Annotated in this window: 14 protein-coding genes; 9 read left to right on the top strand and 5 right to left on the bottom strand. The window is 36.3% G+C overall.

The window, feature by feature from the left end; genetic code table 11:
• Nucleotides 1-6: 6 nt before the first annotated feature.
• The 4 genes from C8J95_RS02425 to C8J95_RS02410 form a co-directional block, all read right to left on the bottom strand.
• Entirely contained in the window at nt 7-2,124 is a 2,118-nt protein-coding gene (locus C8J95_RS02425; protein ID WP_107807463.1) for a prolyl oligopeptidase family protein, read from the bottom strand.
• A 635-nt stretch (nt 2,125-2,759) separates the two neighbouring features.
• Nucleotides 2,760-3,017, bottom strand: a complete 258-nt coding sequence (rpmA, locus tag C8J95_RS02420; protein WP_016199026.1) for a 50S ribosomal protein L27 — start codon at nt 3,015-3,017, stop codon at nt 2,760-2,762.
• 28 nt (nt 3,018-3,045) lie between these two features.
• Nucleotides 3,046-3,444 (bottom strand): 50S ribosomal protein L21, encoded by a 399-nt coding sequence (gene rplU, locus C8J95_RS02415; protein ID WP_045182615.1) that lies wholly within the window; start codon nt 3,442-3,444, stop codon nt 3,046-3,048.
• 94 nt (nt 3,445-3,538) lie between these two features.
• Nucleotides 3,539-5,455, bottom strand: a complete 1,917-nt coding sequence (locus C8J95_RS02410; RefSeq protein WP_107807462.1) for an LTA synthase family protein — start codon at nt 5,453-5,455, stop codon at nt 3,539-3,541.
• Nucleotides 5,456-5,594: 139 nt separating this feature from the next.
• Here C8J95_RS02410 and C8J95_RS02405 point away from each other — a divergent pair, with 139 nt between their 5' ends.
• The 4 genes from C8J95_RS02405 (at nt 5,595) to C8J95_RS02390 (ending at nt 10,159) form a co-directional block, all read left to right on the top strand.
• Nucleotides 5,595-6,128, top strand: a complete 534-nt coding sequence (locus C8J95_RS02405; protein ID WP_107807461.1) for an RNA polymerase sigma factor — start codon at nt 5,595-5,597, stop codon at nt 6,126-6,128.
• A gap of 1 nt (nt 6,129) precedes the next feature.
• Nucleotides 6,130-8,526 carry a VWA domain-containing protein gene (locus C8J95_RS02400; RefSeq protein WP_107807460.1) on the top strand — a complete coding sequence of 799 codons (2,397 nt, stop codon included), beginning with the start codon at nt 6,130-6,132 and terminating at the stop codon, nt 8,524-8,526.
• Nucleotides 8,527-8,590: 64 nt separating this feature from the next.
• Nucleotides 8,591-9,685, top strand: coding sequence for an acyltransferase family protein (locus tag C8J95_RS02395; protein ID WP_107807459.1), 1,095 nt, complete (start codon nt 8,591-8,593; stop codon nt 9,683-9,685).
• Entirely contained in the window at nt 9,686-10,159 is a 474-nt protein-coding gene (locus C8J95_RS02390) for an SRPBCC family protein (RefSeq protein WP_107807458.1), read from the top strand.
• A gap of 2 nt (nt 10,160-10,161) precedes the next feature.
• Here C8J95_RS02390 and C8J95_RS02385 read toward each other — a convergent pair whose 3' ends face one another.
• Complete coding sequence (locus C8J95_RS02385) at nt 10,162-11,016, bottom strand: DUF4846 domain-containing protein (RefSeq protein ID WP_255412702.1); 855 nt, start codon at nt 11,014-11,016, stop codon at nt 10,162-10,164.
• A gap of 69 nt (nt 11,017-11,085) precedes the next feature.
• Between C8J95_RS02385 and C8J95_RS02380 the strand changes: the two genes are divergently transcribed.
• The 5 genes from C8J95_RS02380 (at nt 11,086) to C8J95_RS19125 (ending at nt 15,751) form a co-directional block, all read left to right on the top strand.
• The gene (locus C8J95_RS02380) at nt 11,086-11,664 is read left to right on the top strand and encodes a tRNA-(ms[2]io[6]A)-hydroxylase (protein ID WP_107807456.1); all 579 of its coding nucleotides are present in this window, start codon (nt 11,086-11,088) and stop codon (nt 11,662-11,664) included.
• Between the two features lie 3 nt (nt 11,665-11,667).
• Nucleotides 11,668-12,285, top strand: coding sequence for a DUF502 domain-containing protein (locus C8J95_RS02375; protein ID WP_107807455.1), 618 nt, complete (start codon nt 11,668-11,670; stop codon nt 12,283-12,285).
• A 128-nt stretch (nt 12,286-12,413) separates the two neighbouring features.
• Nucleotides 12,414-13,790 carry a tryptophanase gene (locus tag C8J95_RS02370; protein ID WP_107807454.1) on the top strand — a complete coding sequence of 459 codons (1,377 nt, stop codon included), beginning with the start codon at nt 12,414-12,416 and terminating at the stop codon, nt 13,788-13,790.
• A 97-nt stretch (nt 13,791-13,887) separates the two neighbouring features.
• Nucleotides 13,888-14,274 carry a BlaI/MecI/CopY family transcriptional regulator gene (locus C8J95_RS02365; RefSeq protein WP_107807453.1) on the top strand — a complete coding sequence of 129 codons (387 nt, stop codon included), beginning with the start codon at nt 13,888-13,890 and terminating at the stop codon, nt 14,272-14,274.
• Nucleotides 14,267-15,751: a M56 family metallopeptidase gene (locus tag C8J95_RS19125; RefSeq protein ID WP_107807452.1), complete on the top strand. Its 1,485-nt coding sequence runs from the start codon at nt 14,267-14,269 to the stop codon at nt 15,749-15,751. The genes C8J95_RS02365 and C8J95_RS19125 overlap by 8 nt, the downstream gene beginning before the upstream one ends.
• The last annotated feature ends 113 nt before the right edge of the window (nt 15,752-15,864 follow it).

The raw sequence follows: 15,864 nt of genomic DNA, 5'->3' as shown, positions 1-15,864 counted from the left end.
TAAATTCTATTTCAGGTTTTTAATACCCATTTCATATAATGCAAATGAAAGCAAATCTGCATTCTCTGTAACAACCTGCTCGGTAGAACGTCCCGCTCCGTGTCCAGCATTAGTTTCAATACGGATAAGAACAGGATTCTTACAAGCCTGTTTTGCTTGTAATTCTGCACCAAATTTAAATGAATGTGCAGGAACAACTCTGTCATCATGATCACTCGTAATTACCATTGTAGAAGGATAACATGTGCCTGCTTTTACACTGTGTACTGGTGAATAAGATTTCAGGTACTCAAACATTTCTTTACTGTCTTCTGCCGTTCCATAATCATATGCCCAGCCTGCACCGGCTGTAAACTTGTTATAACGCAGCATATCTAATACACCAACACCCGGGAAGGCTACTTTTGCTAAATCCGGACGCATCGTCATAGTTGCACCAACAAGCAATCCCCCATTTGAACGTCCTGAAAGCGCCATATAATCCTTAGATGTATAACCACTTTTCTGTAGATACTCTCCGGCAGCTATAAAGTCATTAAATACATTCTTTTTCTGCATTTTTGTTCCGGCATCATGCCATTTCTTTCCATATTCACCTCCACCACGGATATTAGGAACAGCATAAATTCCGCCATTCTCCATCCAGATAGCATTTACAACAGAAAAGCTCGGTTGAAGGCTGATATTAAATCCTCCGTAGCTGTATAATATTGTAGGGTTCTTTCCATCTTTTTTAAGACCCTTTTTATAACTGATCATCATTGGAACTTTGGTTCCGTCTGAAGAAGTATAGAATACCTGCTCCGAAACATAGTTTTCAGGATTGAATTTCACTTTTGGCTTTTGATAAACCTCAGATTTTCCTGACTCTACATTAAACTTAAAGATTGTTGGCGGCGTAATATAGTTGGTAAATGAGTAATACAGTTCTTTTTCTGTTTTCTCACCACCAAAACCACCTGCAGTTCCGTTACCAGGAAGCTTAATTTCTCTGACCAGCTTTCCGGTTTTGTCATATTGTTTAATCTGGCTAAGTGCATCCTTCATATAAGTTGCAAAAAAGTAACCTCCTCCAGAATTTACACGCATAGGCTCAGATGTTTCTGCAATAACATCTTTCCAGGTTTCCGGCTTCGGATTCTGAATCGTTGTTTTTACCATGCGCATATTAGGCGCATTTTTATCAGTATGCAGGAACAATGTATCTCCATCTGTATCAACCAGACCGACATTGCTATCAAAACCTGTAACAATTGGGATAAAGTCTGTTTTATTCTTAAGATCTTTAATATAAAGCTCGTTTCCATTGGTTGCATTAGCTGCAGAAACTACCAAATACCTCTGGTCATCTGTAACATATGCTCCTAAATATCTTCTCTGGAATTTATCACCGCCAATAATCAGCTCATCCTGAGACTGTTTCGTTCCAAGCTTGTGAAAATATACCTTGTGCTTATCCGTCATTCCGGAAAGTACACTCCCGTCTTTCGGCTTATCATAGCTGGAGTAGAAAAAACCTTCATCTCCTAACCAGGAGATTCCGCTAAATTTCACATCAATAAGCGTTTCGTCGATCTGTTTTTTAGTTTCCGCATCCAGAATAATAATCTTATTCCAGTCGGATCCTCCTTCAGAGATGCTGTAAGCTACTAAGGATCCTTTCTTGTTGAATGAAAGACTTGCTAAAGAGGTTGTTCCCTTATCTGAAAATTTATTTGGATCTAAAAATACATCTGTCTTACCAGCAACATCTTTTCTGTAGATTACCGACTGAGCCTGCAGCCCATCATTTTTATAGAAATAAGTGTATTTACCTTTCTTGAATGGAGCTGAAATTTTTTCATAATTCCAGATATCTAAAAGTTGTTTTTTAAGCTGTCCGCGGAAAGGAATCTGCGCAAGGTAATCCTGCGTAAATTTCACCTCCTGTTGTACCCATGCTTTGGTGTCTTCAGCTCTGTCATCTTCCAGCCAACGGTATGGGTCTGCTACTTGAGTACCAAAATAGGTATCGGTATGAGTTACTTTCTTTGTTTCAGGATACTTCAATGAGTTAGAATTTTGTGCTGAAACAGCTGCAAAAGCAAAAGCTGCAACTGCCACAGATAGTTTTTTATACTTCATAGAATTGGTTTTACCAAAAATAGGGAAGTTTTCTTAATTCTAAGAATTCTAATTAAATCTATTTCTAAAAGCTTGTAACATTATTCCAGTTTCACGATTATTAAAACAAAAAACCTCAGTAAATACTGAGGTTTTAATCTATTGACATGATGCTTCACACGACAAAGGAATCTGGGGATTGTTATAGCATATTTCTATGCCACCATATTTTCGTTGAATGTCACAGTACTCTTCACAATTCATTGGCGGGTTAATAATTACGCCACAACCTCCTTCAATAAATCGAAGCTCTTTTTTAGATAATTTCTTCATAATTAATATTTTAGATTGTTTAATGTATTGATAAATAAAATCCCGGAGAAGTTCCGGGACTAGGTCCTAACATTCACAAATTTCAGCAACCATACTTAAGCATCTTGCTTTTTGTGTTGGTGTCCACCCACACCATTCGCCACAAGTTGTCGCTGGTGCCGGGCACAAGCCGGCTGCTCCATGAACTGTCTTAAGTTCTCTTTTGGATAACTTTTTCATAATGTAATATTTATAAGGTTTTGGTTTTACTAATATAACATTATTCTGTAAAAACAAAAAACCCCGACTTTCGTCGGGGTTTTAATTTTTATAAAACGCTAAAATTAAGCGTCTGGTGCTACAGATACATAAGATCTGTTATCTCTCTTTTTAGTAAATACTACTTTACCATCAACTAGAGCGAAAAGCGTGTGATCTTTACCGATACCTACGTTTTCTCCAGCGTGGTGCTGAGTACCTCTTTGTCTAACGATGATGTTACCCGCGATAGCTTCTTGACCACCGAAAATTTTAACACCTAGTCTTTTAGAGTGTGATTCTCTACCGTTTTTGGAGCTACCTACCCCTTTCTTGTGTGCCATTTTATTTTAACTTTTTTCGGGTTAAATATTATTCTCCTGCAGCTTCTTCAGATGTTTCTTCTGCAGCTTTTTTAGTTGTTTTTTTAGCAGCAGCTTTTTTAGCTGGCTTTGCTCCATCAAATCCTGTGATTGAAGTAATCTGGATTTGAGTTAATTGCTGTCTGTGACCGTTTTTAACCTGGTAACCTTTTCTTCTTTTCTTTTTGAAAACGATTACTTTATCAGCCTGAACATGATCAATAATCTCCGCTTCTACAGCGATTCCTTCTACAGCTGGGGCGCCCACAGTGATTGCTCCGTTAACAGTTAAAAGAACTTTGTCAAAAGAAACTTTGTTTCCTTTATCTCCTTTCAAACGGTTAACATACAATTTTTGGTCTTGCTCAACTTTGTATTGAAGCCCTGCTATCTCTACGATTGCAAACATTGTATATATTTTTTATAATTATTCGAGGTGCAAAGATATTTATTTTTTTGCAATTAGCAATATGTTTATCAACATTTTTTGCACACAAAATCAATTAGTTCAGTTTCTTATCTACTATTCTGTGGAAATAATCTTGCAGGAATGCTTTACACTGCTGCTCTAATTGATTCATCTCTGCATTCCGCTGACCGATAAGATTGTTTTTCAAGCCTTTGTCATTTTTATCATAAAAGCCTAAAGTTTTATGTCCATCGAAAACACAAATATAACTTCCGGATGCATAACGGTATGTATTATCCATATAGTTTACAGTAAAAGGCAACTGATTTTTATCTCCAAACAAACTTACCCCCCAGCTTCGGAAAGGTTTCTGATAACCTATCATGTCCAGAACTGTTGGATAGATATCTATCTGCTGTGCCCATTCGTCATTTACTCCCTGTAAACTTCCGTCCGGTTTATAAATAATAATAGGTACCGCCTGCTTATTCAGGCCTTCCTGATATTCCTTATAGTAACTCTGATTATCGTGATCAGCTGTCAGAATAAAAATCGTATTCTTATACCAAGGCTCTTTCGATGCAGATTCAAAGAACTTTTTCAAAGCATAATCCGTATAACCAACAACCTGGTGCATCTGTACTTTACCCATTGGGAATTTTCCTTTAAATTTAGCTGGCACCTGGAACGGTTCATGTGAGGTTACAGAGAATATTGTTGACATAAAAGGTCCTTTTTTCTGAGTAAGCGTCTTATTCATATACTGAAAGAAAGGTTCATCCCAGATCCCCCAGACTCCGTCGAAATCTGCATCATTATTATATTCTGTTTTACCATAATAATGCTTGAAGCCCAGGATATTTCCAAAGCCTAAGAATCCCATAGATCCGTTTGGAGCACCGTGAAAGAAAGAAGTATCGTAGCCTTCACCGTTTAAAATGGAAACTAAAGACTGTATCGTCTGATTAGGATAAGGAGAAGATGTAAATGCATCTTTAAACGACGGAATACCAGACAGAACAGAAGACATCCCGTGAATAGATTTATAGCCATTGGCATAGGCATTTGTGAAAATCATACTTTTCTGCGATAACGAATCTAAAAATGGTGTATAACTTACATAATCCTTAATACCGCTATTCTTATTAAAGGCACCAATATATTCACGTGAATAACTTTCCAGAATAAAGATTACGATATTGGGTTTAGAAGGGGCATTATTCTCATATTGTTTTACAGGGTGAGCCAATTTATCAGCTTCTTCCTGAGGCATAAATGTGAGCTTCTTGAAAGATGTTGTACCAATTGTTCTGATGATACAAAATGGGGTATTAAGAACCACATTGGCTTGTACATATTTATCTACAAATTTATTGGCATCTACCAGATTAATAGGTCTTGTACTCTTTTTAAAGTCTCCCCGAATTCCGCCAACGGCCAAAACAGTGATTATGCAGACACCGATAATTGATGTTAGCACATACATTCCTTTATTCTCGTATTTTTTTTCTTTTACCTTAACTCTTGTGTATAGGAAAATCCATAAAAATGCACATGCAAAGTATAATAAGAATACGTACCAATAATTTTTAAGAAAATCAGCAAAAAGCTTTCCTTTATTCGACTCATGCTGAACACTTTCCAATATGTTAACTGCACTTCTGCTGAAAGTAAATTTGTAGTAAATAAGATCTACAAAATTGAAAGAGATTGCTACAAGGTTACATACAAAATAAAGAATCATCAGGAACTTCTGATAACCTTTCCTTGTGTTGACAAATAAGGGTAATATTGAGAACAAAATAAACAGCGCATTGGTATATAAAATTGCCGTAGTATCAAATGCTATCCCATGAAAACAAAGTTTCAGCAGTTCTCCAACTGAATCAATTTTTAAAAGATCCCAGTTGAAAACAGCAAACAAAACTCTGGTTACAAAATAAAAAAAGTAGGCTAAAAATAAGCGATATGCTAAAGCCAGATATTCATTTTTTCTAAAATTCCTGATCATTTTTAGTAAATAGAGAATGACAAAATTAGCAAATAATTCATACTGAAAAGCATGACACTGTTTTTTAAAAGATAAAACTTAGTTATCTTTTCCAACCTTTTGAAAAGAAAAAGAGTCTTTATCAATAGAAACCACCAAAATGAACGAGGAAATTCTACAACAATGTATCGGTAACGATCGTATTGCACAGCGAAAGCTGTATGATGCCTACTATCCGAAGTTGCATTTTGTCTGCAAAAGATACCTGAAGTCTCAAGAAGACATAGAAGAAGTTTTGGCCGATGCCTTCTTCAGTATCTTTTCCAAATTGCCACAGCTAAAGGAAATTTTGGCATTTGATGCCTGGGCAAGAAGGATTACAGTTAATCAATGCCTTAGTTTTCTACGCAAAAAAGAGCTGGCCTCCATCTCTATTGATGAGTTTGAACTCAATATACCGGATCCCGTTATACAGGACTTCCCGTATAATGAAGAAGAATTGTTACGCTTAATGGACACTCTTCCGACGGGAAGCAAGACCATTTTCAATCTGTATGCTATTGAAGGCTATTCTCATAAAGAGATTGCTGAGCAACTGGGAATAAGTGAGGGAACTTCAAAATCTCAACTAAACTTTGCAAAAAGCAAGCTACAGAAATTGGTACATCAGTTTTACTTTTCAAAAACCAACTAAAATGAACCCAAGAGATCCACTTAACGATATATTTAAAAAGTTAGACCATTCGGAATCTAACGACCTTTCTTCTAAAGAGAAGGTATGGGCTATGCTGGAAAGCAAACTGGACCAGCCTGCTAAAAAAGAGACAAAAGAGTTTTTACTCAATCGGAAATGGCTTGCCGCTGCTGCAGTAATACTGTTTGCAGGAATTACTTATCTGTTTGTCAAACCTACAGACAGACAAACACCGATAATGGCTAAGACTGAATCTGTAAACGTAGCAGACTCTCCTGTTAAGAAACCTACCCCACCGCAAGCAATTGCACAAAACGATATTACAACGGGTCAGGTAGAAAAAATAAAAGAAGAGAAAAAGAAACTAAATGCTCCTAAAGATATTATTGCATATCAGGAACCTGCCAAAGCGGAAGCTTATTATGCAGCACCCTCTATTGGAATAAGTCCTTCTGCCAGCTATACTTCATCACCTCCACCAGCTAATACCGGAGTCGGAAAAAATATAGAAGCGCCCCGCATGCAAGATGAAAGAAGAGAGGCTAAAAGGCTTAGTAATGCTGATGGAAATTTAATTAAAGAAGTTACACTTGTTGGGTTTAAAGCTCAAAAAAAGCAAAGTATTGTTTCACAAGAAAGCAATTCTTTACTTGCAATGGGAATCAAGAGGGCTCCAGTTAATACAGATATGAACAATGTTGTTATTAGAGGAGTATCTACTCCCTCACAAACCAACGAGCCTTTATATGTAATGAACGGTGAAATTGTAAATAATAACTATCTAAAAGCCTTGTCTCCCAACAATATTGAATCTATAAATGTCCTGAAAGGTGAAAAAGCGGCGGCATTATATGGTGCAAAAGCAGCAAACGGTGTAATTATTATCACAACTAAAGATTTATCTAAACGAGAACTGAGAAAAATAAAGCGTAAAGCGAGGAAATTAGAAAAAGAAAATCCAATAATTACACTTCCTCAACCGAAAATTGAAGTTTCAAAAGAGGAATATCCAGAATTCACAGAAAATAGTTTTGAGAACCCTGCAACAGCACCTCTTTCAACTTTTTCAATTGATGTAGACAAAGCTGCCTATTCCAATATCAGAAGAATGATTAATTATGGACAAACTGTGCCTAAAGATGCTATAAGAATTGAAGAAATGATTAATTATTTCCCTTATAGCTATCCTCAGCCAACAGATCAGCACCCTTTCTCTATCAATACAGAATACAGTGTTGCACCGTGGAATCCGAAGCATAAACTTTTGAAAATAGGTTTACAGGGTAAAAATTTAGACCTTGGTAAGGCACCCAAATCCAATCTGGTTTTTTTAGTAGATGTTTCAGGCTCAATGGATCAGGAAAACAAATTACCTCTGTTAAAAAAATCATTAGCTCTTATGACAGAGAAACTTACCTCTGAGGACAAAGTAACCTTGGTAGCCTATGCAGGTTCAGCAGGACTTGTTTTACCGGCTACTCCCGGAAGTGATAAGAAGAAAATTCTTGAAGCTATCAACAGGCTTTCTGCTGGTGGAAGTACTGCTGGAGGTGCCGGAATTCAGCTGGCTTATAAAATAGCAAGAGAAAATCTTATTAAAAACGGAAATAACAGAGTAGTAATAGCTACTGACGGAGATTTTAATGTTGGGATTTCTTCCAGAAAAGATCTTACAAGTCTTATTGAAGAAGAAAGAAAATCCGGAGTTTTCTTAACCTGCCTGGGGTATGGTATGGGCAATTATAAAGACTCCACATTGGAAACTCTTGCAAAAGCAGGAAACGGAAACTATGCATATATAGATAACCTGCAGGAAGCTAATAAATTTCTGGTAAAGGAATTTGCAGGAACGATGTATACAATAGCCAAGGATGTAAAAATCCAGATAGAATTCAACCCACAAAATATACAGGCATACAGACTGATTGGATATGAAAACAGATTGCTGAAAGATGAAGACTTTGTGAATGATGCTATAGATGCTGGAGAAATTGGTGCAGGACATCAAGTTACTGCTCTCTATGAAATTATACCTGCAGGCACAGAAGATGAATTTTCTCCAAAGAATATAAATCTGAAATATTCCAAAAAAACGGAAACAGGCAACGGTTTCGGAAAAGAATTGGCAACCATAAAATTCCGATATAAAAAGCCTGACGGAGACAAAAGTATTGAGATCATTAAAAATATTGACAATAAAAATATTACTCTAAGCAATACTTCCGATGATTTCAGGTTTGCTGCTGATGTTGCATGGTTCGGAATGAAATTACGCGATTCTCAATATCTAAAAGATAAAGAAACAAAAAGCATCTTAAACCTTGGAAAATCAGCTATAAAATATGATCCGGACGGCTACCGGAATGAATTCCTAAAACTCGTAGAATTAGTTAAATAATGCTGCGGCCGCTTAAAAAGTTTTAAGCGGCTGTTTTATTTTCTATTTTTGAAAAAAGAAATTCATGAAGCGAGATCTCTATATTGACTTTGCCAAAGGGCTGGCTACACTTAGTATTATTTTTATTCATACTGCATTCTGGTCCGGCCAATTTTATATTCCAAGTGAGTTCAGAGTATTAAGTCTTCTGATAGATGTTCCTATTTTCTTTGCTTTAAGCGGAATTACATCTTCAGGAAATATAGAGAAAACTCTTTACCGTCTGCTGAAACTACAGATCACCTATATGATCTTTGTGACTGGATTATTTTTTGCGGACTGGATCTTCAAAGTAGGCGTTATTACCTTTTGGGATATTGATACGCTAAAAAGCTTCTACTCCACATTTGGAGGAAAATATATTCCTCAGAACCCGTCTGCTGCTATCGACTGGGCTCAATTAGGCAACTGGTATCTGCACAGTTATACCAACTGCGACACCTTCCCTGTGGTTATGGGTAGCTTCTGGTACCTTAAGGTGTATTATATTATTACCATTTTAGGAGTTCTAATTCTCCGTTTTTTCAAGCAGCACATTTTATGGTTTATCGCTCTTTGTGTAGCCCTTACTCTTATTTTCAATATTGATCCAAACAACTATCCTTCCGGACAAGTTGGTTATGTTGTATATTATTTAGGTGTATTTCTTATTGGATTTCAGTTAAAAGGAAAAACTATAAAAAAAGCTTACATTCCTGTTTTATATGTATTAGCAGCTATAAGTATTATTATAATAGGTTACATCTACGGACCGGATATATATTATAAAATCAACAAACAGAAATTCCCACCACAGATCCCTTATATTGTATGGTCTTTCTTATCACTGATTACTGTTTTTATTTTGTACAACCGATTAAAAATTACGAAAGATACTTTCATCAATAATATTGGCCGGAATGCCATATTCTTCTACTTTGCGCAAGGTATCAGCTCTTCTTTGGTATACTTCATTGTTGTTCCGCTAAAAGATAATATCCATTGGGCAGTACTTATGGTTCTGATATATGTAATCAATGTTATTCTGGCTATTCTTATTGCTGAAGTACTGAAAAAAGCAGATGCTTTAGGCTGGAGAATTTTGGAAAAACTGAGAAAATTAACTGCTAGAAGAGTTTAAATGCCCGTAATAGAGTTAAAAACCCATATAAATGCTGATATTCAGATAGTCTTTGACCTATCAAGAAGTATTGACCTGCATACTATTTCTACAGTCAAAACTCATGAAAAGGCTATTGCCGGAGTCACCTCGGGGTTAATAAACAATGGAGAAACAGTTACATGGGAAGCAACACATTTTGGGATCAGACAAACTCTGACATCAAAAATAACTGCATTAGATCCACCTTTTCATTTTCGGGATGAGATGTTAAAAGGGGCTTTTAAATACATCAAACACGATCATTATTTCGAACAAACAGATACTGGGACTATAATGACTGATATTTTCAGGTTTGATTCTCCTTTGGGTATCTTAGGAAAGCTATTTAATAAGCTGGTTTTAACTAACTATCTAAAGCAGTTTTTATTGAACAGAAATCAGATTATAAAAAATTTTGCAGAGAGTGGTGGGTGGAAAAAGGTCTTAAAGTAAACCTATTCAAATCTTTTTATAACCGCATTCTGGAATGTATATCTTGGTGTCTCAATAATGGCTCCAGGCCTGATATCAAACCATGGATTTCCATTTACGGAAAGAATATGAATAGTCTGTGCCGGAGTAAATCCTTCTATCAATGCATATTTTTTATTTTTCCCATCAGAAGTTTTGTCAGCTATCATTACCGTATGTCCGGGACTTCCGGGAGTTATAATCAAATCCCCAATGTTTAGCTCTGTACTACTCTTGCTATCTTTAAGTTCTTTAGAAAGTGAAATTGTGCCTGCATAGTTGTATATAATATCTAAATACTGTCGAAAATCTGAGTAAGAGCCTAACGCATTCTCGGGTGCTCTCTTTATGAATTTCACATTATTTCCGTTAATTAACGGCCGCATCCCTTCTGCATAGCTTTTCCACGAGAAGTAATCTCCACTGGTAAAATTAAACCCTATTTCACTATATCTTTTTTGACCAAAAAGATATTCAGCGCGGAGTCTTATTAAAGCATCTGCACACTGTTGTAAATCTTTTTCTCCAACATCATAAGTCAGGGTTCCAACATGATGTTTTTGATCCAATATTTTTGTTCCGTCATATTTCAGTATCGGACTACCATATTTCCCCAATGTCTGATTCTGAATAAAATGTTCCCATGTATTTTCATTTGTTATTTCCCGGGTAAAGCCCTTCGGAACAAGAAGCCTGCCTTTCAGCGTATTGGATTTTTCATCAACAAAACGCTCCTGAATTTCAGAATTATTTTCTGCGGGTACTTTTGCCGATAGGTTTTCATTCTTCTGGCAGGAAGAAAGTATTGCAAAGGCTCCTAATAAAAATACTGTTTTCATAGAACTCATTTTATCAAATATAACTGATTTCATCCTCCAAATCATTAATTTTGTAAAAAATTATAATTCATGTTCAGGCTAAAATTACCAACCGATCCACGCTGGGCAAATATTGCAGAAAGTAATCTCGGCGAAATATTAACCGACCATGCATGGTGCGAGCAGAAGGCCGCAACCAATGCCATTACCCTTATCACCCTGCTTCCGGAATATCCGGAAATAGTAACAGAACTATTGGCTATTGCTCAGGAAGAGCTGGATCACTTCAATCAGGTACATGAAATTATCAAACAAAGAGGCTTTACATTGGGCAGGTCCCGCAAAGACGATTATGTAAATGATCTTTTTAAATTTATTGTTCAGGGTACCCGTGACGAGCTTATTATAGACAAAATGTTATTTGCTGCAATGATTGAAGCACGAAGCTGCGAGCGCTTCAAAGTACTGACAGAAAATATAAAAGATGAAAAGCTAAAAGTTTTTTATAACGATTTAATGATTTCTGAGGCCAATCATTACACAACTTTCATTAAATTCGCAAGACAATTGGGTGATCCTGAAAAAGTAAACCAACGCTGGGAGGAATGGCTTGAATATGAGTCCAAAATTATCCAGTCTTACGGAAAAAAAGAAACCATCCACGGCTAATTAATGGAAAAAAGAGGAATCAATTATTATATAGGTTTATGCTTCAGATCGCTGCTACAGGGCTTAGTGATCCTTGGGCCTATTGGTGCCACCATTGGACTGATCTGGTATCTTGTTTCCTCTATCGATAATATTATCCCGTCCATTTCCGAGAGATTCCCCGGACTTGTATTTATTTCTGTCATTATTGTTACCGCACTTGTCGGCTTTATTGGCACCAAATTTCTACTAGGCCGTATCCTTGTAGATGCTATGGATAATTTGCTGGAACATACTCCCGGGATTAAATACATCTACTCTTCACTAAAGGATGTAATGAGCTCTTTTGTTGGCGATAAAAAGAAGTTCAGTAATCCTGTATGGGTAAAAACCAACAATAATCCGGAAGTATGGCGTATCGGTTTCCTTACGCAACACGATTTATCACCTGTAGGTTTGAGCGGAAAAATTGCCGTTTACCTTCCCCATTCATATGCAATTTCTGGCTGGGTAATCCTTACCGAACCCGATAATGTACGGGAAGTTGAAGGTATGAATTCTGTAGAAGCCATGAAATTTGCCGTTAGTGGCGGTGTATCAGGTTTCCATTCTGATGAAAATATATTTAAGGCACCGGAATGATGCTTTAGAAAATTGTGAGTCTGTTGTTTTTGTATAAGTATTACAAGTGCAACATTTTGCCTTCCATAGTATTTGAGGGGCTTTGTTTACAATTTCTAAAATTCTTTTCAATCTTAAATATTATCAACATGAAACTTCCTTATGCTGAACCTTATCGTATAAAAATGACAGAAGAAATCCACCAATCTGCTCCTGAGGAGAGAGCGGAATGGATTAAAAACAGTCATTATAACTTGTTTAACCTAAAAAGCTCACAGGTTTTTATTGATCTGCTAACTGATAGTGGCACCGGAGCGATGTCTGACAAACAATGGGCTGCCCTCATGACTGGAGATGAAAGTTATGCAGGTTCCCGTTCTTTTGAGCAACTTTATAATACCGTTAATAAACTTACCGGATTCAAACATCTTTTGCCAACTCACCAAGGGCGTGCTGCAGAAAATGTTCTTTTTTCTGTTTTGGTAAAAGAAGGTAATGTTATTCCGGGAAATTCACACTTCGATACCACCAAAGGCCATATTGAACTTCGTAAAGCCCATGCAGTAGACTGTACAATTGACGAAGCTTTTGACATTAATAATCTTTATCCTTTCAAGGGAAATATTGATCTCAATAAGCTGGAAAAGGTTTACCAGGAATATGGCAAAGAAAAAATACCGTTTTGTCTTATTACCATTACCTGTAATTCATCAGGAGGCCAACCTGTTTCTATGGAAAACATAAAAGCCGTTCGGGAATTGTCCAAACAATATGGTATTCCGGTATTCTTTGACTCAGCAAGGTTTGCAGAAAATGCTTATTTCATCAAGAAAAGAGAAGCAGCATACCACAATAAAAGCATTAAAGAAATTGTAAGAGAATTGTACTCCTATGGGGATGGAATGACCATGTCTTCCAAAAAAGACGGATTGGTAAATATTGGTGGTTTTATTGCTCTTAATGATGATGAAGTATTTCAGAAAGCTTCAAATTTTACAATTATTTATGAAGGCTTTATTACTTATGGTGGAATGGCAGGCCGTGATATGGCTGCTCTTGCTCAGGGACTGGATGAAGCAACAGAGTTTACCTATCTTGAAAGCAGAATTTCACAGATTGAATATCTTGGAAATAAACTCATTGAATATGGGATCCCTGTTCAAAAACCAATTGGAGGACACGCTGTTTTTATAGATGCCCTTACCTTCCTGCCAAATGTCCCGAGAGCTGAGTTTCCTGCACAAACTCTCGCTATAGAATTGTATAAAGAAGCTGGTATCCGCGGCGTAGAAATAGGAACCTTATTAGCCGACAGAGACCCAGAGACCAGAGAAAACCGCTATCCAAAAATGGAGCTCCTCAGGCTGGCAATTCCAAGAAAGACATATACCAACAATCATATGGATTATATTGCCGCTGCTCTGAAAAATGTTTTTGAACGAAGAAATGAGATTACAAAAGGTTATAAAATCACCTGGGAACCCGACATTCTAAGGCACTTTACTGTTCACCTTACTGAAGCATAATATTTTAAACTCATCCTGAAAAGATGAGTTTTTTTATTTTTCATTTGGAATATTAAAAATAAATTCTACATTTGTAGAGCAACTAAAAATAAAAACAATGTCGAAGATAAAATTAACTGAAGCTGAGCAATTTATAATGGAGGTCATTTGGTCTAAAGAAAAAGCTTTCATGAAAGATATTATGGAGGCCTATGACGAACCTAAGCCAGCCAGTACAACTTTAGCTACTGTACTAAAACGTATGCAGGACAAAAACCTGATAGGATACGAAACAGTTGGAAATTCGCGACAGTATTATTCTCTGGTGAAAAAAGAACAATACTTCAGTGGAGAAATGCAAAGTATGATGAAAAAGTTCTTCAACAACTCTGTATCTCAGTTTGTTTCTTACTTTACTGCAAATGCAAAACTTAGCGAAAAGCAGCTAAAAGAGCTGCGTGATATGATAGATCTGGAAATAGAGAAAAAACAAAAAGATGGATAGCTCTAAAATTATTCTGCTTTTAGGAATTTCATTCCTATGCTGGCTTATTTATAAATTGGTACTGGCAGATCATAAATTATTTGTATTCAACAGATTCTTTCTTTTAGGAGCTGTCGTTATTAGTCTTGTTATACCGTTTATACAAATTGACATTGCCCAAGAAAATAATCCGGTTACCCGAACTGTAAACCTTTACTATATTCAGGAAGTTATCATTGGTAAAGCACCACAGCCGTCATTCAACTGGTATAAGATTGTCACTTATAGTTATATCATAATAACTGCTTTTTTTATTATTCGTTTCATACTTGGTATACTCCAAATTACCCACAGGGTCTATAAAAACAAAAAGAAAACTGTCGATAATATCCATTATATACTACTCGACAATAAACAAATTCCATATTGTTTTCTCAATTATATATTTGTTCCCGGAGAAGATTTTCTTCACAAAAACATCGAATCTGAAATATTACAGCATGAGCAGGCTCATCTTTTTCAGAAACATACATTAGATGTTATGTTTATTCAGCTGGTATTGGCATTCGCATGGTTCAATCCTTTTTTCTGGCTTATTAAACAATCTATTACTGCTAATCACGAATTTCTGGCAGACGAGCATACGCTTCGTTTGTCTAAAGATATACAGCATTACCGCAAATTGATTATATCAAAAACAATGGCGCCATATCATAACCAGTTTGCAAGTAATTTTAATTTTTTACTCACTAAAAAACGTTTCATTATGATGACAAAGCAAACATCCAAAAACAAAGTACGCTTTTTAAAATTATCCGGCGCTACTTTATTGATAGCCGCAACCGCATTTGGAATAAGTATGAATGCAAAAGAAAAAGAGTCTGTAACAACCTCTCTTACGGCTAAACTAGATCAAATTACAGACGCCACTCTGGCGTTAACCTCTACAAAGTCCGATACCACAAAACTGGAACGAAAAGCGATTATTTCAAAAAAAATAAAAGAGCTTAATGCTGATACAGCCACAAAACGGGCGGAAATTATCAAGAAGTACAATAAGTCCGGGGAATTAAAAAATTCAGATTTTCCTCCTGCTCCACCTGTGCCTCCTGTACCTCCTGCAACCCCACCTGCTCCCCCTACTCCACCAAAAGCTCCGATATCACCTGATGCTTATGCAAAAGTAGATAAAGAAGCTGCCTTTCCAGATGGTATCGAAGGCTTCCGGAATCTCTTCATCCACAATTTTGATAATAGTAAAATTGATGGTAAAGGAATTATTAAAACTACTGCATCATATATTATCGATAAGGATGGAACTGTAAAAAATATAGTTGCAATAGGTCCTAATGAAAGTTTCAATACAGAAGTAAAAAGAACCATTGAAACAATTGTTGCAAAGAAAAAATGGATTCCGGCACAACTGAATGGTCAAAATATTGCTTCTCTTTTTCGCTTTCCTATAACCATGGCTTTTGAAGAAACTAAAAAGTTATAGAAAATTAATACAACAAAAGCTCCTAAACCTAACGGAGCTTTTGCATCTTAGATATCTAAACAGACCTATTTTAGAGACTACAGAAACTTATGTAATATTCTTCTCTATTTTGT

Origin of the sequence: Elizabethkingia sp. YR214 (genome assembly GCF_003058195.1) — a bacterium.
Taxonomy (GTDB): Bacteria; Bacteroidota; Bacteroidia; order Flavobacteriales; family Weeksellaceae; genus Elizabethkingia.
The sequence above is the reverse complement of the archived record's forward strand: the minus strand, read 5'-3'. Positions and strand labels throughout refer to the sequence as shown.

Coding starts and splice junctions, on each gene's coding strand:
- C8J95_RS02425 (WP_107807463.1), bottom strand. CDS start 2,124: ATGAAGTATAAAAAACTATCTGTGGCAGTTGCAGCTTTTGCTTTTGCA.
- rpmA (WP_016199026.1), bottom strand. CDS start 3,017: ATGGCACACAAGAAAGGGGTAGGTAGCTCCAAAAACGGTAGAGAATCA.
- rplU (WP_045182615.1), bottom strand. CDS start 3,444: ATGTTTGCAATCGTAGAGATAGCAGGGCTTCAATACAAAGTTGAGCAA.
- C8J95_RS02410 (WP_107807462.1), bottom strand. CDS start 5,455: ATGATCAGGAATTTTAGAAAAAATGAATATCTGGCTTTAGCATATCGC.
- C8J95_RS02405 (WP_107807461.1), top strand. CDS start 5,595: ATGAACGAGGAAATTCTACAACAATGTATCGGTAACGATCGTATTGCA.
- C8J95_RS02400 (WP_107807460.1), top strand. CDS start 6,130: ATGAACCCAAGAGATCCACTTAACGATATATTTAAAAAGTTAGACCAT.
- C8J95_RS02395 (WP_107807459.1), top strand. CDS start 8,591: ATGAAGCGAGATCTCTATATTGACTTTGCCAAAGGGCTGGCTACACTT.
- C8J95_RS02390 (WP_107807458.1), top strand. CDS start 9,686: ATGCCCGTAATAGAGTTAAAAACCCATATAAATGCTGATATTCAGATA.
- C8J95_RS02385 (WP_255412702.1), bottom strand. CDS start 11,016: ATGAAAACAGTATTTTTATTAGGAGCCTTTGCAATACTTTCTTCCTGC.
- C8J95_RS02380 (WP_107807456.1), top strand. CDS start 11,086: ATGTTCAGGCTAAAATTACCAACCGATCCACGCTGGGCAAATATTGCA.
- C8J95_RS02375 (WP_107807455.1), top strand. CDS start 11,668: ATGGAAAAAAGAGGAATCAATTATTATATAGGTTTATGCTTCAGATCG.
- C8J95_RS02370 (WP_107807454.1), top strand. CDS start 12,414: ATGAAACTTCCTTATGCTGAACCTTATCGTATAAAAATGACAGAAGAA.
- C8J95_RS02365 (WP_107807453.1), top strand. CDS start 13,888: ATGTCGAAGATAAAATTAACTGAAGCTGAGCAATTTATAATGGAGGTC.
- C8J95_RS19125 (WP_107807452.1), top strand. CDS start 14,267: ATGGATAGCTCTAAAATTATTCTGCTTTTAGGAATTTCATTCCTATGC.